Here is a 26,742-nt window from a genome sequence, read left to right as displayed (position 1 = left end):
TGCGAACCCCAGCATCGCCATGCCGGCCACGATCACCATGTTGGGGTTCGCACCCCAACCTACGCGTTGGCCAGATTCAGGGCGATGGCTTGGGGAAAGCGCTCCTTGATGGCCTTGCGAATGCCCGCCAGGTCCAGCCCTGCCTCACTCAGCACTTCCTCGCGGCTGCCATGTTCCAGATAGGCATCGGGCAGGCCCAGATGCAGGATCGGCACGCTCACGCCATGCGCCGCCAGGCATTCGGCCACGGCCGAGCCCGCGCCGCCGGCGATCGCGTTGTCTTCGATGGTCACGAAGGCGTCGTGGCCATTCGCCAGTTCCAGCAGCAGCGTTTCGTCCAGCGGCTTCACGAAGCGCATGTTGACCAGGGTGGCATCGATTTCGATGGCGATCTCGGCGGCGGGGGCAAGCATGGCGCCGAACGCCAGCAACGCCAGCCGGCGACCGCGACGGCGCACCTCAGCCTTGCCGATCGGCAGCGTGTCCAGCGTGTTGCGCACGGCAACGCCGGGGCCGTTGCCGCGTGGGTAGCGGATCGCTGCGGGACCAGGATGGTAAAAGCCGGTGCTCAACATGCGTCGGCACTCGTCCTCGTCGGCCGGCGCCATGATCAGCATGTTCGGCAAACAACGCAGAAAGCTCAGATCGAAACTGCCAGCATGCGTGGCGCCATCCGGCCCGACCACGCCAGCGCGATCGATGGCGAAGGTGACATCCAGGTTCTGCAGCGCGACGTCATGAATGGCCTGGTCGTAGGCGCGCTGCAAAAACGTGGAGTAGATCGCCACCACCGGCTTGGCGCCTTCACACGCCATGCCGGCGGCGAGTGTCACCGCATGCGGCTCGGCGATCGCCACGTCGAGGTAACGGTCGGGATAGGCCCGGGAAAAACGCACCAAGCCCGAGCCTTCGCGCATCGCAGGGGTAATGCCGAACAGGCGCGTATCCACGGCGGCCATATCGCATAGCCAGTCGCCGAACACGTCGCTGTAAGTGAGCTTGCCAGGGCCGGTTTTCTTCACTACGCCGGCTTGCGGATCGAACGGGCTTACCGCGTGATATTCGATCTGCGCCTGTTCCGCGGGCGCGTAGCCTTTGCCTTTGGTGGTGATCACGTGCAGCAGTTGCGGACCCTTCGCATCTTTCAGCGTCTGCAGTACTTCCAGCAGCTTCGGCACATCGTGGCCGTCGATCGGGCCGGTGTAATGAAAGCCCAGTTCCTCGAACATGGTGCTGGGCACGGCCACGCTGTCGTCGCGTTTTTCCAGGCGCTTGGCAAGGCCGCCGACGTTTTCGCTGATCGACATGCCGTTGTCGTTGAGCACCACCAGCAGATTCGCACTGAGGTCGCCGGCATGGTCGAGTGCTTCGAACGCCATGCCGGCGGTCATCGCGCCATCACCGATCACCGCGACAAATTTGCGTGTTTCACCTTTGTGCTGCGCGGCGATGGCCATGCCGAGCGCCGCAGAGATCGAGGTGGAGGAATGGCCCACGCCAAAGGCGTCGTACTCGCTTTCCTCGCGGCGTGGAAACGGCGCCAGGCCGCCTTTCTTCTTGATGGTGGTGATGCGATCGCGCCGGCCGGTAAGGATCTTGTGCGGATAGCACTGATGGCCGACGTCCCAGATCAAGCGGTCATGCGGTGTGTCGAACACGTAGTGCAGCGCCACCGTCAGCTCCACCACGCCCAGGCCGGCGCCGAAATGGCCGCCGGAGCTGGCGACTGCTTCAATCAGGTAATCGCGCAGTTCGTCGGCGATGGCGGGGAGTTGCTCATTGGGGAAGCGGCGCAGGTCGGCGGGGGACTGGATGGACGCGAGGTGGGGAAAGCGGGAGAGATCGATCATGCGCATATTGTGCGCTGAGCCGGTAGGTTGGGGTGCGAACCCCAACATCATGCCTCTCGGGGACATCCATGTTGGGGTTCGCACCCCAGCCTACGCCAAGGCTTCGCGCCGATGCCGCGGCAGATGGCTCACCAGAAACTCCATCTGGTCCGCCAGGATGTTGCGGTTGGAGAGGATCAGATGCTCCACCCAGCTCGGCCGGTACGGTACGGCCAGCAGCGGCATGTTGGCTTCCTGCGGCGTGCGGTTGCCTTTCTTCAAATTGCAGGCCAGGCAGGCACTGACTACGTTTTCCCATTCGTCGCGGCCGCGCTTGGAAATCGGCAGCACATGGTCGCGGGTCAGCTCGCCACGACTGAAGCGAACGCCGCAATACATGCACAGGTAGCGGTCGCGGCTGAACAGGGCGACGTTGGTGAGGGCGGGTGCGGGGTCGATGGCGTGATCGTGGCAATGGCCGCGGCTGGCGACAATCGGGTGCAGTTCGATGCGGCTTTGCGCGCCCAGGTGCCGGTTGTGGCCGCCATGCACCGTGAGGCAGGGGTCGCCCAAGGTCCAGGCGACGGCGTCCCGGACATAAAGGCATACCGCGTCCTGCCAGCTGATCCAGTCCAGAATCCGGCCCGCGGCATCCAGTGACAGCACCCGGGTCGAGTTGAGATCGGCCCTACGTGGCACTTCCATAAGCATGCGTTTCGTCCTTCACGTATAAGCGAAAGAGCGTCTTTCTATGCAATGGCGCTCGGTTTTTCCGGAGCATAGACCAAGTTGATTGCAAAACACATGCAATCCATAGAGGGCCGCCGACGGAAAGCTGGGGCAAAGTGCCAACTCGCCCCGGAAATCCGGCGCTGATATAGTGGCTGTTCATCTGTAGTCCCGACGCCGGGCTTGGGAGGGGGAGCCGTGGGTGGCGACCCCGGCACGGCGGGGCAGAGGTTAGTAACGTGGCTGAAGTACTTTTCTACGAGCGTCCGGTTCCGCTCAACCGTACCGCACACAAGGATTTGCGCATCAAGGGGCTGCAAAACCTCAAGTTCGCGCACAACGTGCACTCCGTGCCCCTGACCTGTACGGAATTTCCGATCACTGCCCGCGATATTCCGATCCTGTTCGCCGGTCCCGATGAGGGCAATGCGGGTCCGATGGCATTGCTGGGCCTGCGCCAGAACGAGAATCTGTTCCTGGATGCCGACGGCCAGTGGGCACCGAACGTGTACATCCCGGCTTTCGTGCGTCGCTATCCGTTCGTGCTGGCCGAAAAGCCGCCGGGCGCCGAAGGCGACGACTTCACCGTGTTCCTCGACGAAGCCTATGAAGGCTTCAACAGCGCCGAAGGCGAGCGCCTGTTCAAGGAAGACGGCAGCGAGAGCGACATGCTGAAGAACGCCGTGACCTTCCTCGGCGAATTCCAGCAGCACGTCGCACGCACCAAGCAGCTGATGGAAGACCTGCGCAAGCACGACCTGCTCGAGCCGCGCAACATCCGCCTGGAACGCAACGGTAACGTGATCAACCTCAACGGTCTGTACGTGGTCAGCGAAGAGAAGCTGCGCAAGCTCGACGCCGAAACCACGCACCGCTTCCTCACCGATGGCACGCTGGGCTGGATCTACGCTCACTTGCTGTCGCTGATGAACATCGATCGCGTGGGTCAGCGTCTGGCGGTGCTCGAAGAAGCTGAAGCGGCCAACGCCACCAAGAACTGATCGGCTGTTTTGTAGCCGTCATGAAAAAGCCACCCGCTCGGGTGGCTTTTTTGTGCCGGGGGTCATTCGGTATCGCGTAGGCTGGTATGCAATCCCGGCATCAGCAACTTATTGGAAAGCTGGAATTGTCATCCCAGCCTACGGTTGCTTCGCCGCGGTTTGCGGATGCATCGCCGCCACGTCGGCTGCCGTGATGCTGTTGGTGTAGTGATTGCCGAAATGCGTGCGCACGTAGTTGATCACCTCGGCGATCTGCGCATCGGTGAGCATGGTGTCCTTGAAGAAATTTCCGTGCGCCGCTGGCCGCTCGACGAAGGAAGGCATATCGTGCCGGCCAAACAGGATCACGGCGGCCATGTATTGCGGCGATGCCAGTTTCGGATTGTTCGCCAGCGCGGGATATGTGCCGGCACCTATCGCGCCTTTGGCATCCGGCATATGGCAGCCTTGGCAGATGGCTTGGAAGACCGCTTCGCCGTTTGCACTCGTGAGCGTGTCGTTGGTGTAGAACGTGTGGCCGGAAGTCTGCGCCAAGGCAAAGCTGCTGCTGGCAAGCAGAAGCATGATGGCTAAGAGCGATCGCTTCATGCGGCACCTCCCGCTACCACACGCTGATGAAGGCGGCTGATCACGTCCAACGCAGACGTCACCGCACCTTCCTGCCACGCCGGCAGATAGGAAGCATGTTCGCCGGCCAATGCAATGCGTCCGTCGATCTGGCACAGATTGTCGTAATGCTTCGCACGCAGTTCATCGGTCCATGTCGCGAAGCAGCCCAGCGTGAAGGGTGCGCGATGCCACGCCACGGCAACACCGTTTTCGAATTCCTGCCTGTATTGCGGATGGATCTGGCTGCCGTATTCCACGGCTCTGCGCACACGCTCGTCAGGTGGCATGGCGGTGAACTGATACGCGTCGAGGCCGTAGAGATAGGCGCCCAACAACACCCCTTTGCCTGTGCGATTGAAGTCGCTGCTCGGGTAGCTGATGGTGTTGATCGGCAGATCGGTCAAGGTGATGCCGCCGTAGATGTGCTCATCTTCCTCCCAGAAGCGGCGCTTGAATTGGAGGCCGACTTTCACGGAAGCGGCATAGGGCACCGCGCCGATCGCCGCCGCCATTGGCGCGCTTACGTTCATGGGAAGCTGGCTGAGGATGGAGAGCGGGATGGTGCAGATGCACCAGTCTGCGCGCGCGGTTTGCGTGTGGCCGGCGCGACGCGCGTCGTCGTAGCTCACGGTGACGCCATGCTCGTCCTGGTGAATGGCGGTGACCTTGGCGTTGTAGCGAATCGCGCCATCCAATTGCTTGCCGAACGCTTCGCCGATGCGGCCCATGCCGCCGACCGGTTGGAACAGCGTGTCCTGGAATTCGTAGTTTTCGCCATCGGTAAGGCCCGACCACAGGCGTGAACTGAGTACGTCATGCAACTGCAGCGGCTGCGAATCCAGCGGTTTTGCGGACAGGCCGCCGCCTGGTTCTCTGTCGTAGCCGCGGCGATTGCTGACGTGCGGGCCAGCGGCGTAGGCGTAGTTTTCATTCAGTGCGCCCCATTGGCGCAGCGAATCGAGCAGCAACCCCTGTTCGTCCTTGGTGACGTGCGCATCGAGCTTGCCTTGCTGCGTGACCTTGGCCAGCAGTTCTGCGATATGTCCGCGGTAGTCCGCGTTGATCGCGCGGTAGCGTTGCGGTTTGCCATCGAATGCTTTGGCACTGTGCAGATAGGCGTTGTAGTTGACCTGCACGAACGGCTGGAGCGGGATGTTGAGTTTCTTGCAGTAATCGAGCAGGCCGCGATGGTGATACGGAATGCGCCATGGGCCCGGGTTGATGTAGAGGCCACGCTCGAACTGGCAATGCTGGGTGAAGCCGCCCAGTTCGGTGTACGTATCGCCGCCGCGCAGCGTCCAGTTCCGACCGCCGGGGCGTGCGTTGTATTCCAGCACCTGCACCTTGTAGCCGGCCTGGCGCAACTCATACGCCGCCACCATGCCGGCCAGTCCCGCGCCGAGAATCAGCACTGACGTACCGCGCGGCGCACCTTGCAGCACGGGTGTGCCCTTGTACGGTGATTCGGCGGCCAGGCCGAGGCGGTTCATCACCGCATACATCGCCGCGCCGCCCGCGCTGAGCCCGATCAGGCGCAGCAGGTCGCGCCGCGTTACCGAAAGCTGGGAGTCGTCCCCGTGCATCGCTTGCCCCTTGTCATCGAGTTCTCAGCACAGCGCATACGGGGTGATAGGGACAGTGACATAAGACACGGTCGTCTCATTATGGACGCGCTGACCTTGGCTCCGTCGCCCGGCGAAAGCCGGGGCCTAGCGTCTTGATGGCGACAAAGCCGCTGGGCCCCGGTTTTCGCCGAGGCGACGAAATCTGAGGCTTTTTTTTGCGGCGTGGCGTAAGCGAGCACCGCTGCGCATCAATGCACCGGCTTGGCCATCCGCAACAAATCCAGGTTGTACCCCGCCGCCTCATACAGCGCCCGCGCCCGCTCATTGCCCGGAAACACCGCCAGCGTGATCAACTGGCATTGATGCTCGCGCGCCCATTCCTCCGCATGCTCGATCAAGGCCTTGCCTACGCCCTGGCCTTCGTGGCGCGGTGCAACGGCAAGGTCGGAGATGTGGCAGTTGTAGCGGCCGGTGAAATAGTCCTGGGTTTTCTGCAGGTGGATGAAGCCCACGCGGTCGCCATCGTCGTTTTCGGCGACGAACACGTAGCTGTTGGAAGGCTGGTCATCCAGGTGGCGGCTGAGGTCCTTGCGAATGCCTTCGATGCATTCGTGCCGCTTGCGCCAGGCAGGCAGGTGGAAATCCACGAAGCGTGGAACCAGGCCGAGGATGAAGTCGTCGTCATCCTCGGCCAGACGGATAAGAAAAGTGCTGTCGCTCATGCGTCGGCCGGTCGATAAGAACGGGTAGGTCGGTTCTACACCCAACGGGGTTGTGGGTGGAAGACCCTGCGGCGCATCCGTGGCCGGTGGGATCGCAGGATGAAATCCCAGCATGGGCATGGCGATGCTGGGGTTCGCACCCCAGCCTACGATTTCATCCCAGTCTACGTGACGGCCGCCGGGCTACTGGCCAATCACCGGCAGCGCGATGTAACTCGCCTGTTCGCCCGAGTGATAAACCCGCTGTGTCGCCTTCTGATAATCCGCCGGCTGGGCGAAAAAGATGTTCGGCACGAAGGTCTGCGGATTGCGGTCGTACAGCGGGAACCAGCTCGATTGCACTTGCACCATCACGCGATGGCCCGGCAGAAACACGTGGTTCGCGGCCGGCAGGTCGAAGCGGTAGGCCAATGGCTGGTTGGCGGCAAGCGGCTTGGGGTTGTCGTAGCCTTCACGATAACGGCCGCGGAAGATGTCCATCGACACCGCCAGCTGATAACCACCCATTTCCGGCTGCTCGGATACCTGATCGGGGTATACGTCGATCAGCTTCACCACCCAGTCGCTGTCCGTACCGCTGGTAGAGGCCACCAGATGCACCATCGGCGCACCGGCGATGGTCAGCGGCTGGATGAGCACGTCGGAGACGTAGGTGAGCACGTCGGTGCGGCCGGAGGCTTCGCGCTGGTCGTCCACCAGCCACTGCGACCAGGTGAGGCCGTTGTCATAGCCGATCGGCTGGATCGGTCGGGCGCGGAACGGCACGGGATGGGCCGGGTCGGAAATGTATTCGTCGTAGGCGCTGCCGCTGCCCGGTGCGGTGAAGCCAAGCTTGTTATCCGGTTCCAGGTACAGCGGGCGGCTCTTGGTGCTGCAGCCTTCTTCGCATGCCAGCGGCCAATGGTTGAGGCGCTGCCATTGGTTGCTGCCGGTTTGATAGGCGGTGACCGGCGCGATGTCCGCCTTGGGCGCACCATCTTTCAGGTACTGCGCCAGATACGGACGCAGGATGTGCTCGCGGAAATATTTGGCAGTGTCGCTGCCGAAGCGGATCGCGCCAAGCGAGCTGGCTTCGTCGATCTCCTGGCCGTGATGCCAGGGACCCATCACCAGCTTCACCATGTCGCCGTTCTTGTCCTTCGGCTTGATGGCGCGATACACGGCGAGCGCGCCGTAGATGTCTTCCTGATCCCACAGGCTATGCACCAGCATGGTCGGCACTTTCAGTGGTTGTGCGCCGAGTACCTTGTCGACCGCCTGTTCGCTCCAGAACGAATCATAGGCTGGATGCGCGGTGACCTTGTTCCAGAAGCCCAACTGTTCCATGCCGTATTGCTTGCCCATGTTGCCGGCGGAGACGTAGTGCATGAACAAGTCGTATTCGTCGTGATAGTTGGTCCACCACTTGTAGCTGTTGTCGCGGCTGGCGGACTGCTCGTAGATGTAAGACATGTTCTGCTGGCGGAAGGCGCCATGATGGAACCAGTCGTCACCCATCCAGCCGTCTACCATCGGGTTCATCGGCACGGCGACTTTCAGCGCGGGATGCGGATTCACCAGCGACATCAGCGGCTCGAAGCCGTCGTAGGAAATGCCGATGGTGCCGACCTTGCCGTTCGATTCGGGAATGTTTTTGACCAGCCAGTCGATGGTGTCGTAGGTATCGGTGGCATCGTCGACCGGCGTGGGATTGAGCGGGCCGTGCACCGGCCGGTTCATCACGTAGTCGCCTTCGGAGCCGTATTTGCCGCGGATGTCCTGGATCACGCGGATATAGCCGTCTTCCACGATCACGTCGGTGGCGTTGTCGTAGCCTTGCAGCATCGGGCCGAGGTGGCCGCTCATCAAATGATGGGTGAGTTCCTTGGCATCGTACGGCGTGCGTGTCATCACGATGCCGGCGTGATGCGCGTTCCGCGGAACAAGGATGACCGTGTTGAGCTTGACGCCATCGCGCATCGGGATTTTTACGTCGCGCTCGACGTAGTCGAAGCTTTCGGTGGCGGGCTTGAATTGCGCCGGTGTTTCGCTGGGATAGTTGGGGTATTGCGGCTTCGGCGTGTCGTCCATGGCCATGGCGGCGCCACTCAGGCTGAGCAGCAGAGCGAGCAGGGCGGGTTTGATACCGCGTACAGCGATCTTCATGGTGACTCCCCTTTGGATAAGCCTCCCTAGACTACCGGGAACTTTCGTAGGTTGGGGTGCGAACCCCAACATCGCCATCTTGGTGGTGGCCATGTTGGGGTTCGCACCCCAACCTACGCAGGCATTGCATCATGCAATGGCTGGAAGCGTATCGATCCCCGCCTCGATCGCCGCCTTGTGCATCTGCGTACGCGGCAGCAGACGTGCGAAATAGAACGCTGCCGCATCCCGCTTCGCCTGCTTGAACGCCGGCTGCTGCGTACTCTGCGCCAGCGCCGCCACCGCGCGTGCCCAGAAATAGGCAAGCGTGATGTAGCCGCTGTAATAGAGATAATCGGTGGCGGCCGCGCCCAGTTCTTCCGGATTGGACTGGATGCGTTGCGCCAGCTTCATCGTCAGCTCGCCCCATTCCTTTCCAAGCGTGCTTAGCGGGCCAATGAACGGCTTCAAGGCTTCATCGTTTGCATGCTGCTTGCAGAACGCGCCGACTTCGCCGAGGAAATGCTGCAAGCCGATGCCCTTCAACTGCAGGATCTTGCGGCCCAGCAGATCCGCAGCCTGGATGCCGGTGGTGCCTTCGTACAGCGTGATGATGCGTGCATCGCGCACGAACTGCTCCACGCCGTTCTCCACGATAAAGCCGTGGCCACCGTACACCTGCAGCGCTTCCTTGGTGCATTCCTGCGCCAGCTCGGTGACCAGGCCTTTGGCGATCGGAATCAGGAAGGCGAGCAGTTCGCTTGCCTTCTGCCGCTGCGCTTCATCGGCACCGCGTGCTTCGATATCGGTTTGCAGCGCGGCATACAGCAGCAGCATGCGCGAACCTTCCACGAACGCGCGCTGGGTCAACAGCATGCGGCGCACGTCCGGTTGCACCAGCAGGTTATCAGCGGGCTTGTCTGGGAATTTCGCACCGGAAAGCGAGCGCGACTGCAGGCGTTCGCGCGCGTAGTTGAGGCTGTTCTGCAGTGCGCGTTCGGATAACGCCAAACCCTGCACGCCCACCGACAGGCGCGCGGCATTCATCATGGTGAACATCGCGGCCAATCCCTTGTGCGGCTGGCCGATCAGGAAGCCTTCCGCCTCATCGAAGTTCATCACGCAGGTGGCCGAACCGCGTATACCCATCTTGTGCTCGATGGCGCCTGCGTACACGTTGTTGCGCTCGCCCACGGCACCATCGCCGCTCACTTTGAATTTCGGCACGATGAACATGGAGATGCCGCGGCTGCCAGCCGGCGCGTCGGGCAGGCGCGCGAGCACCAGGTGAATGATGTTTTCGGCCAGATCGTGATCACCGGCGCTGATGAAGATCTTGGTGCCGGTGATCTTGTAGCTGCCATTCGCGCCCGGTTCCGCGCGCGTTTTCAATAGGCCCAGATCGGAACCGGCCTGCGGCTCGGTCAAGCACATGGTGCCGGTCCATTGACCGGACACGATGGGCTTGAGATAGGTGTGCTTCTGGTCTTCCGTGCCGTGCAGTTCCAGCGCATGGCAGGCACCTTCGGAGAGCAGCGGATACAGGCTCCACGACAGATTGCCGGACTGGAACAGCTCGGTGGTGGCAACGCCCAGTACCGATGGGAGTGCCTGGCCCCCAAATTCTTCCGCCATGGTGAGGCCGGCCCAGCCGCCTTCGGCGAATTGCTTGAACGCTTCCTTGAAGCCTTTCGGCGTGGTGACGGTACGGCTGGCCTTGTCGAAGTGGCAGCCTTCTTCGTCGCCCGGTGCGTTGGTCGGCGCCAGCACCTGTTCGCTCAAGCGGCCGGCCTCTTCCAGCACCGCATCGAGCAGGTCGCGCGTGTGGCCGTCGCCCCCTTGCAGCTTGGTCAGTACGGCTTCGGCGCCGAGTACGTCGAAAAGTGCAAAGCGCTGATCATCGAGCGGGGCCTTGTAGAGCGTCATGGCTGAATCCTTCGTAGAGCGTTAGCGGTACGTGTTGGGGACACCGGGAACCGGCGAGAGGAATGAGTTGCTGCTGACCGGGAAATCACGCGGATTCTTGTTGTCCGGGTGGTCTTCCAGATTCGGCACGCAATGCACGATGCCGTTGAGCACGTAGGGCAGGGAGCCGGAACTGCCCTTGCTGGCCACGGCCTGCAGGGCCTGCGTCATGGCTGGCGTCGGCAGCACTTCCGCTTGCACCACGTCGCCGGCGAAAGAGGGCACGTCCAGGTTGAACGTGGCATGCACCCGGACCGGGATGCCTTGCGCCACCTGCAAGCTGCCTTCGATCGACTGGTATTCCATGCCGGTGTAGCTGTTGTTCTGGAAGCGCAGGGTGAGTTGCCAGGCGCCGTCCGGCTGCACGCGCATTTGCTGGATGGTGATGGTGGGCGGGAACACGCTTTGCCGTTGCGGTCCGCAGGCGGTCAGCACGATTGCCAACAGCAACAAGGCCAATCCGTGGAGCAGTCGTTTCATGGAGGCACCTCAAACGATTGTTTGAATATAACAGGGAATGGGATGGGTGGAATGGGGGCGTGCAGCACGCAAAACGTTTGAAACGAAATGGTCGCATGCGGTTCCCAAGGTCACACAGAGCAGGCATCATTACTGGCTGCTCTCACTTTCAATCCAACTACGGTCATCCATGTCCCGTCGCATCGTTGCTCGCCGCTCACCCATCCATGGCAATGGCGTCTTTGCCACCGCCCCCTTCAAGAAGGGTGAAGAAATCATCGAATACAAGGGCACGCTGATGACCCATGACGAAGCCGACGAGATGTACGGCGACGGTGGCGAAACAGGGCATACCTTTCTGTTCACGCTCAACGAGGAATACATCCTCGACGCCAACCGCAAGGGCAACGTGGCGCGCTGGATCAACCACAGCTGCGCGCCGAACTGCGTGGCGTTTGTGATCGAAAGCGAAAGCGGTGACCTGCGCAAGGACAAGGTGGTGATCGAAGCCAAGCGCAACATCAAGGCTGGCGAAGAACTCACCTACGACTACGGCATCGTGCTGGAAGTGCCGCACACCGCGCGCCTCAAGAAAAAATGGGCCTGCCTGTGCGGCTCGCCCAAGTGCACCGGCACACTGCTCAAGCCCAAGCGCCAGCCCAAGCCCTGATCACGCCGCGCTCACTGCCGGCATACGCGGCCTGGATCGGGCCGTTTGCAGACTCTGGGTCTCTCACCCGGAGTCTGCCCATGAACAGCAAATCCTTGTCCGGCAAGAAGATTGCCGTGCTCGCCACAGAAGGTTTCGAATACGCCGAGCTGACCGAGCCCAAGCGGATGCTCGAAGAAGCCGGCGCCAAGGTCGACGTGATCGCGCCCGGCGATGCGAAGGAAATCAAAAGCTGGAACATCAGCGACTGGGGCGATGCAGTGAAAGTGGATCGCTCGCTCAGCCAGGCCAAGCCCGATGATTACGAGGCCTTGCTGCTGCCGGGCGGTGTAATGAATCCCGACAAGCTGCGCCTCAAGGAAGAAGCGGTTTCCTTCGTGCGTGCTTTTGGCGATGCCAACAAGCCGATCGCGGCGATCTGTCATGGTCCGTGGACGCTGATCAACGCCGGTTGCGTCAAAGGCCACACCATGACCTCCTGGCCCAGCCTGCAGAAAGATCTGGAAAACGCCGGTGCCCGCTGGGAAGACCGCGAAGTGATTCGCGACGGTAATTTGGTGACCAGTCGCAAGCCGGATGATATTCCGGCGTTTGGCAAGGCGTTTATTGAATTGCTGGCGGCGTAATTGATTTGAGCATCGTAGGCTGGGATGGCATCCCAGCTTTCATTGGCGTGGCGATGCTGGGATTGCATCCCAGCCTACGCGGGCGCGCTACTTGCGCGCCTGTCATAGCTTGCCCCTATACTCAAACCACACATCGGCATGGGGGCCGGTGTTCAGATAGGGAAAGCACGCCATGGAAACGAATCCGTATGCCGCGCCTGGCGCGGTGGTAGATGATGCGCCTTTATCACAAGGTGGAAATCTGGAAGCCCGCAAGGCGACCCGAGGGCAACGACTCGGAGCCGCTTTGCTCGATGGTGTGATCATCGCTGTCTGCGTCATGCCATTTATTTTTATTGCAGCCGTTTATCGAGACGTGAATAGCGGCCTTCGCCCCGCCATATGGCCAATGCTCGCTGGCCTGATCGGTTTTGGGCTGGTCATTGGCGTATTCGTCTACAACTGCATTCTTCTCAGCCGAAACGGCCAAACGATTGGCAAGCGCACGCTCAATATCAAGATCGTGCGCAGCAATGGTGAGGCAGTAACACTCTCACGTGTCATCTTTTTGCGCTGGTTGCCGGTGGCGTTGATGGGGGCCATTCCGATCATTGGCCGCTTCATCGGGCTGGCGGATTCATTGGTGATCTTCGGCAACGAAAAACGCTGCATCCACGATTACATCGCCGACACCATCGTCATCGTCGACTGATGCTCGACACCGTACGCGAAATCGAAACGCCGGAAGGCGTCAGCCTGCGTCTGCGCGCTGCCGGAGCCTTTGGCCGCGCGCAAGCCTGGTTGCTCGATACGTTATTGCGCGTGGTCGTTTTCTCCATCGGCGTGGGCATTCTTTCGGCGGTGTTCGGACGTGGTGGCGCCGGTTTGGGCATGCTGCTGATGTTCACGCTGATGTGGGCGTATAACGTGGTGTGCGAGGTCTGGTTTCACGGGCAAACCATCGGCAAGCGTGCCTTGGGTCTGCGCGTGGTCAGTGCCGATGGCACGCCGATTACCTTGCTGCCATCGATCACACGCAACCTGCTGCGCGTGGTCGATGCGTTGCCCGGCATCTACGGCGTTGGTCTGGTGACCAGCATGATCGATCCGTCCGCGCGCCGCATTGGCGACATCGTCGCGGGCAGCCTGGTGATTCATGCCGATGAGCTTCCTGCTGGCAGCAAGGTGCCGGTTGCTCCGGCGCAACCGCTGCCGCTGCCGCTCGATCAGGACGAGCAGGCTGCCGTGATCGAATTCGCCGAGCGTTCGCCGCAACTCACGCCGGAGCGCCAAGAAGAACTGGCCGACATTCTTTATCCGCTGACCGGGCGCGAAGGCACCGCCGCGGTTACGCACATCACCGCCTATGCCAATGGATTGCTGGGAAGGCCATGAAGCAGGAGCAGTTCGTCGCCTTGCATGAAAAGGAATGGGACGTGCTGCGCTCCTGGCTGGGGCAGCTCGACCGCAAGGCGCAGGTGGCGATGCAATCGGAGCACGCACTGGATTTTCCGCAGGCGTATCGACGCGTGTGCCATCAACTCGCGCTTGCGCAAGCGCGTGGCTACAGCCGCGAAGTGACCGAACGCCTGCAGCAGATCGTGCAGATGGGTCATCGCCAGCTCTATCGTCCGCCGGCACCGCGCTGGCACAAGGTGGCGGTGTTTCTCATTGCCGACTTTCCGCGCCTGGTGCGTCAGCAATGGCGTTACATGCTGGTGGCCGCGTTGTTGCTGTATGTGCCGGCCGTGGTGATCTACATCGTCCTGCAATGGAAGCCGGAACTGGCACATTCGCTGTTCAACGCGAAGCAGCTGCATGATTTCGACACCATGTACGACCCGGCCAACAGCCATATCGGGCGCAGCAGCGGTACTGATCTGCAGATGTTCGGCTTCTACGTGATGAACAACGTCAGCATTGCCTTTCGCACGTTTGCGTCGGGCCTGTTGTTCGGCGTGGGCGCGATCTATGTGCTTACTGCCAATGGCGTGATCATGGGCGGCGTGGCCGGGCATTTGAATGCCATCGGTTACGGTGGCCCGTTCTGGCGTTTCGTGGTGGGGCACTCGGGTTTTGAATTGACGGCCATCGTCATTGCCGGTGGCGCCGGCTTGCAGTTCGGCCTGGCGTTGCTGGCGCCGGGACGGTTGCGTCGAGAAGTGGCTCTGCGCCATGCGGCGTGGACTGGCGCACGGCTGGCGATGGGCGCGTTTGCCATGTTGATTGCCGCCGCTTTCATTGAAGCGTATTGGTCTTCGATGGCGGCGCTGCCGGATGTTGTGAAGTTCAGCAGCGGCGCGGGCATCTGGTTGCTGGTGCTGTGGTGGCTTGTGCGTGGTGGTGCGGGGGGCGGCCGTGCAACTTGAACGCATCGGTGTGGCGTTGCGTCCGCGCACCTCGCAGGAAGCGCTGGACCTGGGCATGACTCTGTTGCGCGCACATGCGCGGCCGGTGTGGTCGGCGTGGTTTGCCTTCACCCTGCCGATGTTTCTGCTGTGCCAGGCTGTGGCGTGGCTGCTTGGCATGCCGTGGCTGGGCTTTCTGCTGCCGTGGTGGTTGCGCCCCGTGTTCGACCGCATTCCGTTGTATGTGCTGTCGCGCGCCGTGTTCGAGCAAGCACCCACGTGGCGCGCTACGTTGCGGGCGCAGCGGCAATGGTCATGGAAACGTACGCTGGCCGGTTTGACTTATTTGCGCGTGGATACCAATCGCGCCTTGCGCCTGCCGATGGAGTTGCTCGAAGGCGTCGCGGGTAAACAGCGCCGCGCGCGCTGGCGTGTACTTAGCCGGCCCTTGGTCGGCGTGGCCAGCGGCTTGACCTGGACGTGCATGGCGTTCGAGGCGGTCATTGCCATCAGCCTGTGCCTGTTTGCCGCGTGGATGCTGCCGAACGAAACCTTGCCCGACTCCATGCGCGACTTGAATGAGGCGTTTACGCTGCCCGCGTTCCGGCATGCGCTGGTGTGGATCTTCTCTGGCGTGACTTACGTGGCGATGAGTATCGTCGAGCCGCTTTATGTAGCAGCGGGATTTGCGTTGTATCTGAATCGCCGCACGCAATTGGAAGCCTGGGATATCGATCTCGCGTTTCGGCGTCTGCGCGAGCGCCTGCTGGAAGCCGGCGTGGGCGTGGCGCTGTTGCTATGCGTGGCATGCGTTCCATCCCTCACGCATGCTGCCGATACGCAAACTCATTTCAAGCAGGCGCCGGTGCTTGTCGTCGCTGATGCATTCCATCAACCGGTCGACGATCAGGATGCGCAGTTTGCCCGTGCCGCGGCGGAGGTCTATCGCGATCCACGCTTCGGGCAGGAGCGCAGGGTGCAGCGCTGGATACCGCGGCAGCAGCCCACACTCAAGCCTGCGGAGCCGAACGCATGGCTGGCCGGCATGATCGGTAATCTCGGCTCGGCCCTGATCAATCTGCTGCTGTGGGGATTGCTGGCCGTGGTGGTGATGGCGCTGGTCATCTTTGCCGTGCGCCATGTGCGACGCGTTTCAATGCCGTCGCTGGCGCCGAAAGAAAAGCCAAAAATCCTGCGCGGCAGCGCCGTACACGACGAGCCTTTGCCGGACGACCTTGCGGCAGCCGTGCGCAAACGCTGGGACGCGAGTCATCGCCGTGAGGCATTGGCTTTGCTCTATCGCGGTAGCGTGCAGCGCGCGGCCTTGGCATTGCGCATGCAGGCGCCGATCGATGCGACGGAATCCGATTGGTTGCGTCATGCACGCTCGATGGATGATCCGGCGCGGCGCGAGCGGCTTATCGCCATCGTGCGCACGTGGCAGCTTGCGGCGTATGCCGATCGCTATCCCACCGATACTCACGTCGACGAGCTGCTTTCGGGGTGGCCGGCGCAACAGGTGGCACCATGAAAAGCCGGCTGCTGGTCGCACTGGTGGTGGTCGCCGTGGTGCTGCTGGGCTGCGCCATGTTCTTGGCTACTTACAAGCGCGATTGGGTGACCGAAACCACGCCAGCCAAAGGCGAGGCGGATTACAACCCATTCTTCGCACTTGAGCGCATTCTCGTCGGCATGGGGCAGCCTGCCAGCAGCGGTGTGCTGCTCAATCGGGTGCTCCCCCAATTGAAACCGGGCGATACGCTGGTGATGGATGGCGATACCAGCGGCATCACGACCTTGCAGGCCCAGGCGATCGGCCAATGGGTGCGCGCGGGTGGCCATCTGGTGTTTTCGCCGTTCTTCGTGGCGGATACGCCTTTGAATGACAATCTCGGCTTGCAGCGGAAGACTGAGAAATGGACGTCGCTATGCATGAATCTGGCGATGGATGCAAAGGATCAGGTCGACACAAAAAAGTCGCCGCCCATGTGCGGGCTGGGTTTCTACCTGCAACCGCAGGCGATGGCGCGCGCCTCGGTGATCATCGGCAAGCCCGAGAGCGATGGCCTGCTGTTTGCGCGCGTGCCGATAGGCAAGGGCACGGTCAGTCTGCTGTCGAGTTTGGCGATGGACGTCCTTATGCGCGATCGCCTCAAGCACGGTCCCGAACAGCAATTTGCCATGCGGCTGCTTGCGCCCAATTTTGGACGCGGCCAGTTTTTTCTCTTGTACAAGCTGATCGGCAACTCGTTCTGGGTGAGCCTCTTCATGCGCGGCTGGCCGGCGTTGCTCGCCTCGCTGCTGCTGGTCCTGGGTTGGATGGCCATGCGCAGCGAACGTCTCGGGCCGCTGGTACCGGCACCCGCCGCGCATCGGCGTGCATTGCTGGAACATATCCATGCCGTCGGCGAATTCCTGTTTCGTCGAGACAGTGGCCGCAGCCTGCATCGCCTGGCTTGCGATGCGATTCTGGTGCGCCTGCATCGCACGGATCCTGCCAGCGTCATGCTCAAGCGCGACGAACTTTACGCATGGCTGGCACAACGCAGCCGGCTGGATGCCCACCACATTGAGAACGCCTTCCAATCGCCGGCGAACGCAGCGGCGTTTCGCGGCAGCATGACGACTCTGGCGCGGCTAAGGAGCCACCTATGACGACAGAAACCCTTGCGCCAGCGGCGCCGATGACGGTCGACATCATTCATGCGCGCACCAATGCCTTGCGGCAGCAGGTAGCGCATGCCTTTATCGGCCAGACCGACGTGTTCGACCAGGTATTGATGGCATTGCTGGCCGGCGGCCACGTATTGATCGAAGGCGTACCGGGGCTCGGCAAAACCTTGCTGGTGCGTGCACTCGCCGCTGCGATGAACTGCAGCTTCGGGCGCATCCAGTTCACGCCCGATCTGATGCCGACCGACGTGACCGGCCACGCCATCTATGACGTCAAGGCCGAGCGCTTCCAGGTGCGCCGCGGTCCCGTGTTTGCCAACCTGTTGCTGGCCGATGAAATCAATCGTGCACCCGCAAAAACGCAGGCGGCGTTGCTGGAAGCGATGCAGGAAGGGCAGGCCACCATCGAAGGCCGCCGCTTTCCGCTGCCGGCACCGTTCATGGTGGTCGCCACGCAAAACCCGATCGAGCAGGAAGGCACCTATCCGCTGCCGGAAGCGCAGCTCGATCGTTTCCTGATCAAGGTACTGATCAACTATCCGTCGCTGGAAGACGAGAAACGCATGGTCGAGAACGTACTGCACGGCAAGGTTGCCGCCGATCTCGATGTCTCGCGCGTGCAGCAAGTGATGACGCAGGATGAACTGCTTGCCATGCAACAAGGCGTGGCGCATATGCATATGGACCCCGCCGTGATGGATTACGCCGTGCGCATGGCACGCGCCACGCGCGAATGGCCGGCGGTGGTCGGCGGTGCCGGTCCGCGTGGCGGCTTGGCATTGGCTCGCCTTGCACGCGCGCAAGCGGCGATCGATGGCAGGGATTTCGTTACGCCGGATGACGTGCGTGCAGTTGCGCTGCCGGCGCTGCGTCATCGTTTGATGCTGGCGCCGGAAGCGCTGGTGGAACGGCAGCGCCCGGATGATGTCATTCGCGCGCTGCTCCATAAGGTGGCTGCACCACGGCAATGATGCGACCGGCGCCGTTGCTGCTGTGGTTGCTGCTTGGCTGGACGCTGGTTGGCGTGCTGGCGAGCATCGGCATGCTGCCGTTGACGGCATGGCTGGCTTACGGCGGCGTGCTGGCTTGCTTGATGCTGGCGGATGCCTGGCAACTGCGGCGCATGCCATCGCCGGCGTTGCAACGCGAGGTCGCGCCCGTGGTGCCGTTGGGCGTGGAAATGTTCGTGCGGCTACGGCTGCAGTCCGCCGCCAAAGCAGCACGCCGCATGGATGTGCATGATCTGCACCCGGGCGGTTGGCCGGTGCATGGTTTGCCACATCGGATGCAATTGGCGCCACAGACCGAATACAGCTTCGACTACGCGCTCACGCCAGACGCGCGCGGTCCGGCCATGTTTACCGGCTGCCATCTGCGTTTCCACTCGGCATGGCGCTTGTGGTCGCAACGCCGCACGCTCGATGTCGTGAATACCGTGCGCGTGTATCCGAACTTCGCACCGCTCGCCGAGATGGCTGGGCTCAGCGTCGAGCTCGCTTCGCACACCATCGGCGCACGCTTGCAACGGCGGCGAGGCGAAGGCACGGAATTCCAGGAGCTGCGCGACTATCGCGTTGGCGACAGCATGCGCAAGATCGACTGGAAAGCCACCGCGCGCATGGGCCATTTCATTTCGCGCGAGTACCGCGAAGAACGCAACCAGCAGATCGTGCTGCTGCTCGATTGCGGTCGCCGCATGCTGGCGAAGGACGGCGCCATCGCGCATTTCGATCACGTCTTGAACGCATCGCTATCGCTGGCCTACATCGCCATGCGCGAAGGCGATGCCGTGGGCCTGCTTGCCTGCACGGGCCGCACACAACGCTGGTTGCCGCCGCAGCGCGATAGCGGCGGCATGGATATGTTGCTGGGCACCGGTTACGACCTGCAGGCGACATCCGCACCCACCGATTACCTCGCCGCTGCCAGAGCACTGCAGGAACGCCAGCGGCGACGCGCCCTGGTCATCCTCATCACCAACGTGCGCGATGAAGACGATAGCGAACTGGCCATGGCCGTCACCTTGCTGGCGCAACGCCACTTGGTGCTGGTAGCGAGTTTGCGCGAACAAGCCGTGGAGCAAGCCGCCAACCATGCCGGCGACAATCTGGAAACCGCCATCCGCAGCGCATCCGCTATGCATTACCTGGCCGGCCGCGAACGCGTGCATGACGATCTCAACCGGCGTGGCGTGATGACGATGGATGTGGAGTGTGCGCAGTTGTCGGGGGCGCTGATCGAGCGGTATTTGCGGCTGAAGCGGGAAAGTCGGTTGTAATGCCTGCGTAGGTAGGGATGACAATCCCAGCTTCCTCACGCACCAATGATGCTGGGATTGTCATCCCAGCCTACGTGGTCAGGTTGTGGCGTAGTGGATGTTCAACACCTCAATCATCATGTCTCCCGCCGGCCGTTGCCAGCGCACTTCGTCACCTACCCGCGCACCGAGCAGCGCCGTTGCCAGTGGGGATACGTAACTCACCAGGCCATGTTCCGCATCGGCTTCATCCTCGCCCACGATCTGCCAGCGCCGTTCACCTTCATCACTGTCCACGGTCACGGTGGCGCCGAAGGCCACGCGATCATGTGGTTGCTTGGATAGGTCCACTTCGTTGGCGCTGGATACGCGTGCATGGAGATAACGCAGTTCGCGTTCCAGTGCGGTCAATTCATTGCGTTGGGCGAGGGTGTCCTGCTCGTTCGCTTTCAAGACATCGTGGCGCGCCGTGGCTTTGTCCAGGCGCGCGCGCAGCAAGGCGAGGCCGCGTGATGTCACGTAGTTGGTGTGTGTGCTGATGGGCAGTTCGGGCAGCACCTCGGGGGTGTCGTCCTCGTTGTCTTTGACGAAGGCTCGGCTCATGCGGCCCTCCTGATTGTATTTAGTCGTTGAGTAAACAGATGAAGCCGGGCGGCTGCGACGTCGCCCGGCTCGTTCGGTGAAGGGAGTGGCGACGTCAGTCTTCGTCGAGTTTTGGCTTCCAGGCCTCGCTGAGCTGGCGCTGGACGGGTGGCGGCACCGGTTCGTAATGGCTGAGGTCGAGGCTGTAGCGGCCGCGGCCGCCGGTCATGGCCTTGAGCTCGGTGGGGTAGTCGGTGAGCTCGGCCAAGGGTGCTTGCGCCTTGATCACGATTTCGCCGTCGTGTTTGGCATCCGTGCCCATGATGCGTGCGCGCTTGCCGGCAAGGCCGCCTGTGACGTCGCCCACGCTGGGTTCGGGAATGGCCACTTCAACATCCACGATCGGCTCCAGTACCAGCGGCCGCGCCTTGCTGACCGCATCGAGAAACGCTTTCTTGCCTGCGGAGATGAACGCGACTTCCTTGGAATCGACAGGATGGTATTTGCCGTCGTAAACCGTCACGCGCAGGTCCTGCAACGGATAGCCCGCCACCGCGCCGTTTTCCATCGCCTGGCGCACGCCTTTTTCGATGGCGGGCAGGTATTGTCCGGGAATCACGCCGCCTTTGACCGCGTCGACGAACTCGAAGCCGGCGCCGCGATCGAGCGGGTCGACACGCAGGAAGACTTCACCGAATTGTCCGGCGCCGCCGGTTTGTTTTTTGTGACGATGATGTCCTTCGGCCGAATGGGAGATGGTTTCGCGATAGGCGATACGTGGCGGATGCGTGACCACTTCCACGCCGTAACGCTCTTTCATGCGCTCCAGCATGATCTTCAGATGCAAGTCGGAAAGCCCACGGATCACCGTTTCGTTCAGTTCCTTGTGGTGCTCCACGCGGAAGCACGGGTCTTCCTCGGACAGTCGCGATAACGCCTGGGAAAGCTTCTGTTCCTGCCCTTTGTGCTTGGGTTCGAGCGCCAGGCCGAACATCGGTTGCGGGAAGCGCAGGGGCTCGAGATGGATCAGGTCTTCGTCGTGCGAGTCGTGCAGCACGGCATCGAAATGGATGTCTTCCACCTTGGCCACGGCGGCGATGTCGCCGGGTATCGCCTGTTCCATTTCCACGTGGGATTTGCCGTTGAGGCGAAACAGGTGGCCGACCTTGAACGCCTTGCGGTTGTCGTCGATGAACAGCTGGCTATCGCGGCGAATCGTGCCCTGCCAGACGCGGAAGATGCCCAGCTTGCCGACGAAGGGATCGTTGACCACCTTGAACACATCGGCGATGACGTGCGCATTCGGATCGGGCTCCACCGGAAGCTGCAGATGCTGCGCGTTGCGGAACGGCGGGGGATTGCCTTCGGCCGGGTTGGGCAGCAGGCGATCGAACAGATCCAGTAATTCGTTCACGCCCGCGCCGCTGCGCGCGCTGACGAAACAGATCGGCACCAGGTGGCCTTCGCGCAGGCATTGCTCGAAAGCATCGTGCAATTGCTGCGGCGTGAGCGCTTCTTCACCGGCGTCGAGATACGCGCCCATGGTGGTTTCGTTGATCTCCACCACTTGGTCGAGAATCTGCTGATGCGCTTCGGCCAGCGAAGAGAAATCGGTGGCGCCATCGCGATGGAAAAAACAGTCCAGCACCTTGCTGCCGTTGTCGGCGGGCAGGTTTACCGGCAGGCATTCGCTGCCGAATTCCTCGCGCAATGCATTGACCAGGGCCGGCAGGCCGGCGCTCTCGGCGTCGATCTTGTTGATCACCAGCAGGCGCGCCACGCCGCGCTCGCGGGCGCGCTCCATCATGCGGCGCGTGCCGTATTCGATGCCGTTGGAGGCGTTCACCACAATCGCTACGGTTTCCACGGCGGTGAAGGCGGAGAGCGTGCCGCCGCGGAAATCCTGATAGCCGGCGGTGTCGATCAGGTTGATGTGGCAGGCGTTGTGGTCGATGCCGGCAACGCAGCTGTCGATGGAGTGGCCGCGCGTTTTCTCCTGTGGATCGGTGTCCGACTGCGTGGTGCCGCGCTCTATCGATCCTTGCGTCTGGATGACGCCGCCAGCGTGCAGCAAGGCTTCGAACAAGGTGGTCTTGCCCACGCCGGCGTGACCGGCGAGCGCGACGTTGCGGATGTGTTCCGTGTGATAGGACACGATGCGACCCTCCTCTGCATGAGCCGCTATGGGCGGCTATCGTGGTGGGCCGTCATGGTCGTCCTTCGCGTACAGGACGCAGGGCGGTCATGGCGGGATGGCAGCGGCGCCTGCAAGGCTGCTGCTGCGGTTGGGCTAGCCTTCTCTCATTGGCCGGGTTGGTCAAGTTGCAGTGCGGAGACCGCGTCGTATCGCTTACCTACAATCGTTAATCTGATGTGATCGCCGGCGGAACCGTACGACCCGCTCACGGTCTGTGAGGGCATCCCATACCCGCGACGGCCGCGTGATGTGGCCGGCAAGCATACCGAGGATGTTTTCCTATCGAACGCCCTGATCAAGTCGAGCACCATCGATGGTTTCCGCCGCCGGATGACGACAGGCACCGCGGACTGGCGCAGCTCGATGGCCCCACGCGCGCCATGCTGCATCAATTGCGCTGGCGCAAACCGCCGCGCGATCGCCGCCGCCTGTGGGGCGCGTTGGCGATCGCGCTGCTGCTGCATGTCTTTTTCACCGTGGCGGTGTGGTACGAGATGAAGCCGGGCGTGCGTGCGCCGGAAGTGGTGCGGGTGCAGCTCGATCAGGGCATCCAGGTGCGTTTCATCACACGTGGCGTGAGCAAGCCCTCGGCCGCGCCGCCGCCGATCGCACCGCCAACGCCGCCACCCCGTCCGGTGCGTGAGCCGCCATCGAAAAATGCGATGACGGTACATCTGCCGACATCCGCACCAGCGCCGCAACCAGCACCGGCGACGTCGGCGCCGCGTCCGTTGTTGTTCGATCGCAGCGGGCAAGTCGTGCTGCCGGCCAGTGCCTCCAGTGCACCCTCCGAGGAATACGTACAGCATGCGCCGCAAGGCGACACGCAGATCATGCATGACCGCGACATCATCAAGTACAAGCCCACCAAGCTCGACCCTTATTGGCGCAAGAGCAGCAACGCCATCGACGATGCCTTGCAGAAGGCAGTCGAAAAAACCACGGTGAAGAAAACCATCCAGTTGCCAGGCGGCATTCGCATCCATTGCGGCGTGTCGCTGGCGGCGCTGGCAGGTGGATGCGGCGGTGATCCGCCACCGCCGCCGCCACCCACCGATGGCGACGAGCGCTTGAACATGGCGCCTGCGCCCTTGGTGAAAGGAACGTCCACACCCAAGCCGGACGTGGCGACCTGCATCGCCGATTACCGCGCCGGCAAGCCGTTGCCTTATGGATGCCCGGTGGATACGCCCACGCGCGCAGTGGATGCGGAAAAGAAAAAGCCGGGCACGTAGGCTGGGGTGCGAACCCCAGCATGAGGATGTATGTGTGGAAAAGAATGTAGGGGTTCGCACCCCAACCTACCGAGTTTCGCGCCGATAAAGAATCACAAGACGTAACGCGTAGCGAAAACCCTACCTTCGTCGGATCATCATGCCTTCTTCACGAAGATATTTACGGAGCTGTTTTTGTATTTGCATTTAGAAGTCTAAATTTTAGACGTCTAAATGAAACTTCTATTTGCTGGCAAGCAATTTGATTACTAAAAGCACTGGACGTCCAAACACAACTGTGCGCACCATCGGTACCCCGGCGTTCTCGCGGGAATCAAGTGGGAAATAACTTAAGTCAATGCAACCGCAGCCTGTGGCTGCGTCGGGCCCGTACGGCGGTGCGATGGCTTTATCCGTTCTCAAATTACAGAGAGGTGACCACGACGAGTGCATGAATGAGCAGCAGATACATCACAGGGGGCTCGCTTTCTTTCATTTCCTTTTTATGGAGAAAAAACGTGAAAACCGAGCATGTGATGATCAGTGTTTGCATTGCGGCAGCCCTCGCTACGCTGCCTTCGATGTCTCTGGCTTCTGCTTCAAACGCCGCGCTGGCGGGTATCGACACCACCGAAGCGCCGCGGGTCACGCAAACGGTCGATAACAGGGTCGTTTCCGCCCTGGGCAATACGCATCTATCTCTGTTGGGCAAAATGACGTCGGCCGGTGCAGTGGCCGACTCCACGCCGATGAACCATATGCAGCTGGTCCTGCAGCGCAGTGCTAAGCGCAGCGCTGCACTGACTAAGCTGATCGCCGCGCAGCACGATCCTTCTTCCTCCAAGTTCCATCAATGGGTCACCCCAAGCCAGTACGGGCAAGCCTTTGGCGTCAGCGATGCGGATATCAGCGCGGTGACCGCCTGGCTCACATCGCAGGGCTTCAAGGTTAATGGCGTGTTGCCGAACAAAATGCAGATCGATTTCAGCGGCACGGCAGGACAAGTGCGGCAGGCGTTCCGCACGCAGGAGAATCATTACATCGTCAATCATGTGAGCCATATCGCCAATGATGGCGACATCAGCATTCCGTCGGCGTTGCACAGCGTAGTAGTGGGCGTGGCGGGCTTGAATGATTTTCGGCCGCAACCGCTGCATCAGCAGCCGCAAATCGCACAGTTCGATCGTTCCACCCAACGCTTCAAGGTCCAGCAGTCGGCCAAGACCGCCAATGCCAGCAGCGGTCCCAAGCCGCTGGTGAATTTCGAAGGTGGCGTACGCGGTTTCGCGCCGTACGACATGCAGACCATCTACAACACTGCGCCGTTGTACGTGCAGGGCCTGACCGGCAAGGGCATCAACATCGCCGTGGTGGAAGACCAGGATATGGATGTGTCGGACTGGCCGAACTTCGTCAGCCAGTTTGGCTTGGGTGGTTACGGTGGCACCTTCCAGCAGTTCCAGCCGCAGCTGTCGCCGAGCACGGGCAATTGCACGGATCCGGGTGGCAATGATCCCGATAGCGAAAGCATCGAGACTGTGCTGGATTCGGAATATTCCACCGCCATTGCGCCCGGTGCGAACATCTGGGTGGCGACGTGCAGCGATACCGGCAGCAACAATTTCTTCGGTGGCGTGTTCACTGCGGCCAGCAACCTGATCAACGGCACGTCGCGCCCCAACATCATCAGCGCCAGTTATGGCTATGGTGAAGGCTTTACCGATGCGGCCAGCAAGGCCGCCATTGATGCGATGTGGGCGCAGGCCGATGCGGAAGGCATTTCGGTGTTCGTCTCCAGCGGCGATTCCGGTTCCAACCCCAGCTTCAACGGTTCGATCATCAACGGCGTGCCGGCCATCGATGCCAATTCGTTTGGTTCGTCGGTCAACAACACTGCCGTCGGCGGTTCGGATACGGCGGATGTGCTGGATGGCACGAGCAGCAAGTACTTCAACAGCACGTTGAATCCAGTGTATGGATCGGCCAAGTCGTACGTACCGGAAATCACCTGGAATCAATCGTGCGGCAACACTCGCGCGGCCAAGGACCTGATCGGCGGCAGCGCCTTGCAGTTCTGCAAGAACGCGATGATCTACGACCCCTATGGCTACTACGTTACTTCCGAAAGCGGCAGCGGCGGTGCGTCTTCGGTGGTGTCGAAGCCGTCGTGGCAACGGATCGTGCGCGGCGCGGCCAAGGATCAGTCGCGTGACTTGCCGGATGTCTCGCTGTTTGCCGGTTCTTATGGCGGTTATTCCTGGGTGATTCTGTGCACGGGTGCCAGTCCGTGCGCGCCGAACTTCACCACGCCGGTGGTACTGGAAGGCGGCACCTCGCTGTCCTCGCCGATGTTTGCCGGCATCCAGGCGCTGATCGACCAGGGACTGTCCAGTGCAGGTGGATCGGTGGATCAAGGCAACGCCGCGCCCACGCTGTATGAGTTGGCACGCAACGAGTTCGGTGGCCCCACCGGTTCGGCGCCGTCGACGCTTGCTGCCTGCAATGCCAACAACGGCACCAAGGGCACCGGCAAGTGCGTGTTCCACAACATCACCGATGGCGGCAACTCCACGCAGTGCATCGAGTTGCAGGGCGAAGTGACGCCCGATTGCTACTTCTACGGCACGATCCAGAACTTCGAGGGCTTCTATGGGCCGACCCAGGTTGGCCTGACCTCGTCCAATGCCACGAAGTACAACAGCACTACCGCAGCTTATGCGGCGCAAGCCGGTTGGAGCGGCGCCAACGGGTTGGGCTCGGTGAATGCCACCAACCTGTTGTCCGCATGGAAGTCGTTCAACGGTTTGTAATGGGCATTAGTGAGCATGGATGTTCGGAACCCTGGCGGCCAAGGCCGCCAGGGTTTTTTACAGATCCAACGTAGGCTGGGATGAAATCCCAGCGTGCTGATGCCGCCTGATGCTGGAATTTCATCCCAGCCTACAAGAGCGTTCCCAAGCTCAAGAAATCCGCTTGCCCCCAGTACACTGGCGCCCATGTCGCCTTTGCCTCCCGATCAGCCCGAATCCGTCTCGTCCAAGGTCATCATGATCAAGTCGCCGCGCGATGCGGCGACGTGGGCGGTGGTCTATCGGCGGCGTACGCGCGAGAAGCCGCGCGACTATCTGTTGAAGCTGGCCGGGGTGATCGGCGCGCTGCTGGTGCATGTGCTGGTGCTGCTGGGATCGTTTCT

23 protein-coding genes are annotated in these 26,742 nt (G+C 61.7%); 13 read left to right on the top strand and 10 right to left on the bottom strand.

Annotation, left to right across the window (positions count from 1 at the left end):
* Positions 1-59: 59 nt before the first annotated feature.
* Both dxs and VJR68_RS17105 read right to left on the bottom strand, forming a co-directional pair.
* Entirely contained in the window at positions 60-1,850 is a 1,791-nt protein-coding gene (dxs, locus tag VJR68_RS17110; RefSeq protein ID WP_324149733.1) for a 1-deoxy-D-xylulose-5-phosphate synthase, read from the bottom strand.
* A 90-nt stretch (positions 1,851-1,940) separates the two neighbouring features.
* Positions 1,941-2,540: an HNH endonuclease gene (locus VJR68_RS17105; RefSeq protein WP_324149732.1), complete on the bottom strand. Its 600-nt coding sequence runs from the start codon at positions 2,538-2,540 to the stop codon at positions 1,941-1,943.
* Between the two features lie 257 nt (positions 2,541-2,797).
* On the opposite strand from VJR68_RS17105, the gene VJR68_RS17100 reads away from it, so the two are divergent.
* Entirely contained in the window at positions 2,798-3,559 is a 762-nt protein-coding gene (locus VJR68_RS17100) for a SapC family protein (protein ID WP_324149731.1), read from the top strand.
* Positions 3,560-3,697: 138 nt separating this feature from the next.
* Here VJR68_RS17100 and VJR68_RS17095 read toward each other — a convergent pair whose 3' ends face one another.
* The 6 genes from VJR68_RS17095 to VJR68_RS17070 form a co-directional block, all read right to left on the bottom strand.
* The gene (locus VJR68_RS17095; protein WP_324149730.1) at positions 3,698-4,147 is read right to left on the bottom strand and encodes a cytochrome c; all 450 of its coding nucleotides are present in this window, start codon (positions 4,145-4,147) and stop codon (positions 3,698-3,700) included.
* On the bottom strand, positions 4,144-5,751 hold the full coding sequence (locus VJR68_RS17090; RefSeq protein ID WP_324149729.1) for a flavin monoamine oxidase family protein: 1,608 nt from the start codon (positions 5,749-5,751) through the stop codon (positions 4,144-4,146). Before VJR68_RS17090 ends, VJR68_RS17095 begins: the two co-directional genes overlap by 4 nt.
* 230 nt (positions 5,752-5,981) lie before the next feature.
* Positions 5,982-6,455: a GNAT family N-acetyltransferase gene (locus tag VJR68_RS17085; RefSeq protein ID WP_324149728.1), complete on the bottom strand. Its 474-nt coding sequence runs from the start codon at positions 6,453-6,455 to the stop codon at positions 5,982-5,984.
* 183 nt (positions 6,456-6,638) lie between these two features.
* Positions 6,639-8,600, bottom strand: coding sequence for a CocE/NonD family hydrolase (locus VJR68_RS17080; RefSeq protein WP_324149727.1), 1,962 nt, complete (start codon positions 8,598-8,600; stop codon positions 6,639-6,641).
* A 129-nt stretch (positions 8,601-8,729) separates the two neighbouring features.
* Positions 8,730-10,505 (bottom strand): acyl-CoA dehydrogenase C-terminal domain-containing protein, encoded by a 1,776-nt coding sequence (locus tag VJR68_RS17075; protein ID WP_324149726.1) that lies wholly within the window; start codon positions 10,503-10,505, stop codon positions 8,730-8,732.
* A gap of 21 nt (positions 10,506-10,526) precedes the next feature.
* A complete protein-coding gene (locus VJR68_RS17070; protein ID WP_324149725.1) occupies positions 10,527-11,024 on the bottom strand; it encodes a hypothetical protein in 498 nt (165 codons plus the stop codon).
* A gap of 169 nt (positions 11,025-11,193) precedes the next feature.
* On the opposite strand from VJR68_RS17070, the gene VJR68_RS17065 reads away from it, so the two are divergent.
* The 9 genes from VJR68_RS17065 to VJR68_RS17025 all read left to right on the top strand — a co-directional run bounded on the left by VJR68_RS17065 (position 11,194) and on the right by VJR68_RS17025 (position 19,577).
* The gene (locus VJR68_RS17065; protein ID WP_324149724.1) at positions 11,194-11,673 is read left to right on the top strand and encodes an SET domain-containing protein; all 480 of its coding nucleotides are present in this window, start codon (positions 11,194-11,196) and stop codon (positions 11,671-11,673) included.
* Between the two features lie 80 nt (positions 11,674-11,753).
* On the top strand, positions 11,754-12,299 hold the full coding sequence (locus VJR68_RS17060) for a type 1 glutamine amidotransferase domain-containing protein (RefSeq protein ID WP_324149723.1): 546 nt from the start codon (positions 11,754-11,756) through the stop codon (positions 12,297-12,299).
* 172 nt (positions 12,300-12,471) lie between these two features.
* Positions 12,472-12,990: an RDD family protein gene (locus VJR68_RS17055; RefSeq protein ID WP_324149722.1), complete on the top strand. Its 519-nt coding sequence runs from the start codon at positions 12,472-12,474 to the stop codon at positions 12,988-12,990.
* Positions 12,990-13,673, top strand: coding sequence for an RDD family protein (locus VJR68_RS17050; protein WP_324149721.1), 684 nt, complete (start codon positions 12,990-12,992; stop codon positions 13,671-13,673). The genes VJR68_RS17055 and VJR68_RS17050 overlap by 1 nt, the downstream gene beginning before the upstream one ends.
* Positions 13,670-14,647, top strand: coding sequence for a stage II sporulation protein M (locus VJR68_RS17045; protein ID WP_324149720.1), 978 nt, complete (start codon positions 13,670-13,672; stop codon positions 14,645-14,647). Before VJR68_RS17050 ends, VJR68_RS17045 begins: the two co-directional genes overlap by 4 nt.
* Positions 14,637-16,157 carry a DUF4129 domain-containing protein gene (locus tag VJR68_RS17040; protein WP_324149719.1) on the top strand — a complete coding sequence of 507 codons (1,521 nt, stop codon included), beginning with the start codon at positions 14,637-14,639 and terminating at the stop codon, positions 16,155-16,157. The genes VJR68_RS17045 and VJR68_RS17040 overlap by 11 nt, the downstream gene beginning before the upstream one ends.
* Positions 16,154-17,281 (top strand): DUF4350 domain-containing protein, encoded by a 1,128-nt coding sequence (locus tag VJR68_RS17035; RefSeq protein WP_324149718.1) that lies wholly within the window; start codon positions 16,154-16,156, stop codon positions 17,279-17,281. Before VJR68_RS17040 ends, VJR68_RS17035 begins: the two co-directional genes overlap by 4 nt.
* Positions 17,278-18,270 (top strand): MoxR family ATPase, encoded by a 993-nt coding sequence (locus tag VJR68_RS17030; RefSeq protein ID WP_324149717.1) that lies wholly within the window; start codon positions 17,278-17,280, stop codon positions 18,268-18,270. Before VJR68_RS17035 ends, VJR68_RS17030 begins: the two co-directional genes overlap by 4 nt.
* Positions 18,270-19,577: a DUF58 domain-containing protein gene (locus VJR68_RS17025; RefSeq protein ID WP_324149768.1), complete on the top strand. Its 1,308-nt coding sequence runs from the start codon at positions 18,270-18,272 to the stop codon at positions 19,575-19,577. The genes VJR68_RS17030 and VJR68_RS17025 overlap by 1 nt, the downstream gene beginning before the upstream one ends.
* Before the next feature lie 78 nt (positions 19,578-19,655).
* On the opposite strand, the gene VJR68_RS17020 is transcribed toward VJR68_RS17025, so the two are convergent.
* The gene (locus VJR68_RS17020) at positions 19,656-20,159 is read right to left on the bottom strand and encodes a GreA/GreB family elongation factor (protein ID WP_324149716.1); all 504 of its coding nucleotides are present in this window, start codon (positions 20,157-20,159) and stop codon (positions 19,656-19,658) included.
* Between the two features lie 94 nt (positions 20,160-20,253).
* On the bottom strand, positions 20,254-22,293 hold the full coding sequence (gene fusA / locus VJR68_RS17015) for an elongation factor G (RefSeq protein WP_324149715.1): 2,040 nt from the start codon (positions 22,291-22,293) through the stop codon (positions 20,254-20,256).
* 422 nt (positions 22,294-22,715) lie between these two features.
* Here fusA and VJR68_RS17010 point away from each other — a divergent pair, with 422 nt between their 5' ends.
* The 3 genes from VJR68_RS17010 to VJR68_RS17000 all read left to right on the top strand — a co-directional run.
* A complete protein-coding gene (locus tag VJR68_RS17010; protein ID WP_324149714.1) occupies positions 22,716-23,570 on the top strand; it encodes a hypothetical protein in 855 nt (284 codons plus the stop codon).
* Between the two features lie 497 nt (positions 23,571-24,067).
* Entirely contained in the window at positions 24,068-26,359 is a 2,292-nt protein-coding gene (locus tag VJR68_RS17005) for a S53 family peptidase (protein ID WP_324149713.1), read from the top strand.
* A 186-nt stretch (positions 26,360-26,545) separates the two neighbouring features.
* Positions 26,546-26,742: hypothetical protein (locus VJR68_RS17000; protein WP_324149712.1), on the top strand; the 197-nt coding region annotated here is incomplete at its 3' end.

Origin of the sequence: Dyella sp., assembly GCF_035277725.1 — a bacterium.
GTDB lineage: Bacteria > Pseudomonadota > Gammaproteobacteria > Xanthomonadales > Rhodanobacteraceae > Dyella_B.
The sequence above is the reverse complement of the archived record's forward strand: the minus strand, read 5'-3'. Positions and strand labels throughout refer to the sequence as shown.

Coding starts and splice junctions, on each gene's coding strand:
- dxs (WP_324149733.1), bottom strand. CDS start 1,850: ATGATCGATCTCTCCCGCTTTCCCCACCTCGCGTCCATCCAGTCCCCC.
- VJR68_RS17105 (WP_324149732.1), bottom strand. CDS start 2,540: ATGCTTATGGAAGTGCCACGTAGGGCCGATCTCAACTCGACCCGGGTG.
- VJR68_RS17095 (WP_324149730.1), bottom strand. CDS start 4,147: ATGAAGCGATCGCTCTTAGCCATCATGCTTCTGCTTGCCAGCAGCAGC.
- VJR68_RS17090 (WP_324149729.1), bottom strand. CDS start 5,751: ATGCACGGGGACGACTCCCAGCTTTCGGTAACGCGGCGCGACCTGCTG.
- VJR68_RS17085 (WP_324149728.1), bottom strand. CDS start 6,455: ATGAGCGACAGCACTTTTCTTATCCGTCTGGCCGAGGATGACGACGAC.
- VJR68_RS17080 (WP_324149727.1), bottom strand. CDS start 8,600: ATGAAGATCGCTGTACGCGGTATCAAACCCGCCCTGCTCGCTCTGCTG.
- VJR68_RS17075 (WP_324149726.1), bottom strand. CDS start 10,505: ATGACGCTCTACAAGGCCCCGCTCGATGATCAGCGCTTTGCACTTTTC.
- VJR68_RS17070 (WP_324149725.1), bottom strand. CDS start 11,024: ATGAAACGACTGCTCCACGGATTGGCCTTGTTGCTGTTGGCAATCGTG.
- VJR68_RS17065 (WP_324149724.1), top strand. CDS start 11,194: ATGTCCCGTCGCATCGTTGCTCGCCGCTCACCCATCCATGGCAATGGC.
- VJR68_RS17060 (WP_324149723.1), top strand. CDS start 11,754: ATGAACAGCAAATCCTTGTCCGGCAAGAAGATTGCCGTGCTCGCCACA.
- VJR68_RS17055 (WP_324149722.1), top strand. CDS start 12,472: ATGGAAACGAATCCGTATGCCGCGCCTGGCGCGGTGGTAGATGATGCG.
- VJR68_RS17050 (WP_324149721.1), top strand. CDS start 12,990: ATGCTCGACACCGTACGCGAAATCGAAACGCCGGAAGGCGTCAGCCTG.
- VJR68_RS17045 (WP_324149720.1), top strand. CDS start 13,670: ATGAAGCAGGAGCAGTTCGTCGCCTTGCATGAAAAGGAATGGGACGTG.
- VJR68_RS17035 (WP_324149718.1), top strand. CDS start 16,154: ATGAAAAGCCGGCTGCTGGTCGCACTGGTGGTGGTCGCCGTGGTGCTG.
- VJR68_RS17030 (WP_324149717.1), top strand. CDS start 17,278: ATGACGACAGAAACCCTTGCGCCAGCGGCGCCGATGACGGTCGACATC.
- VJR68_RS17025 (WP_324149768.1), top strand. CDS start 18,270: ATGCGACCGGCGCCGTTGCTGCTGTGGTTGCTGCTTGGCTGGACGCTG.
- VJR68_RS17020 (WP_324149716.1), bottom strand. CDS start 20,159: ATGAGCCGAGCCTTCGTCAAAGACAACGAGGACGACACCCCCGAGGTG.
- VJR68_RS17010 (WP_324149714.1), top strand. CDS start 22,716: ATGCTGCATCAATTGCGCTGGCGCAAACCGCCGCGCGATCGCCGCCGC.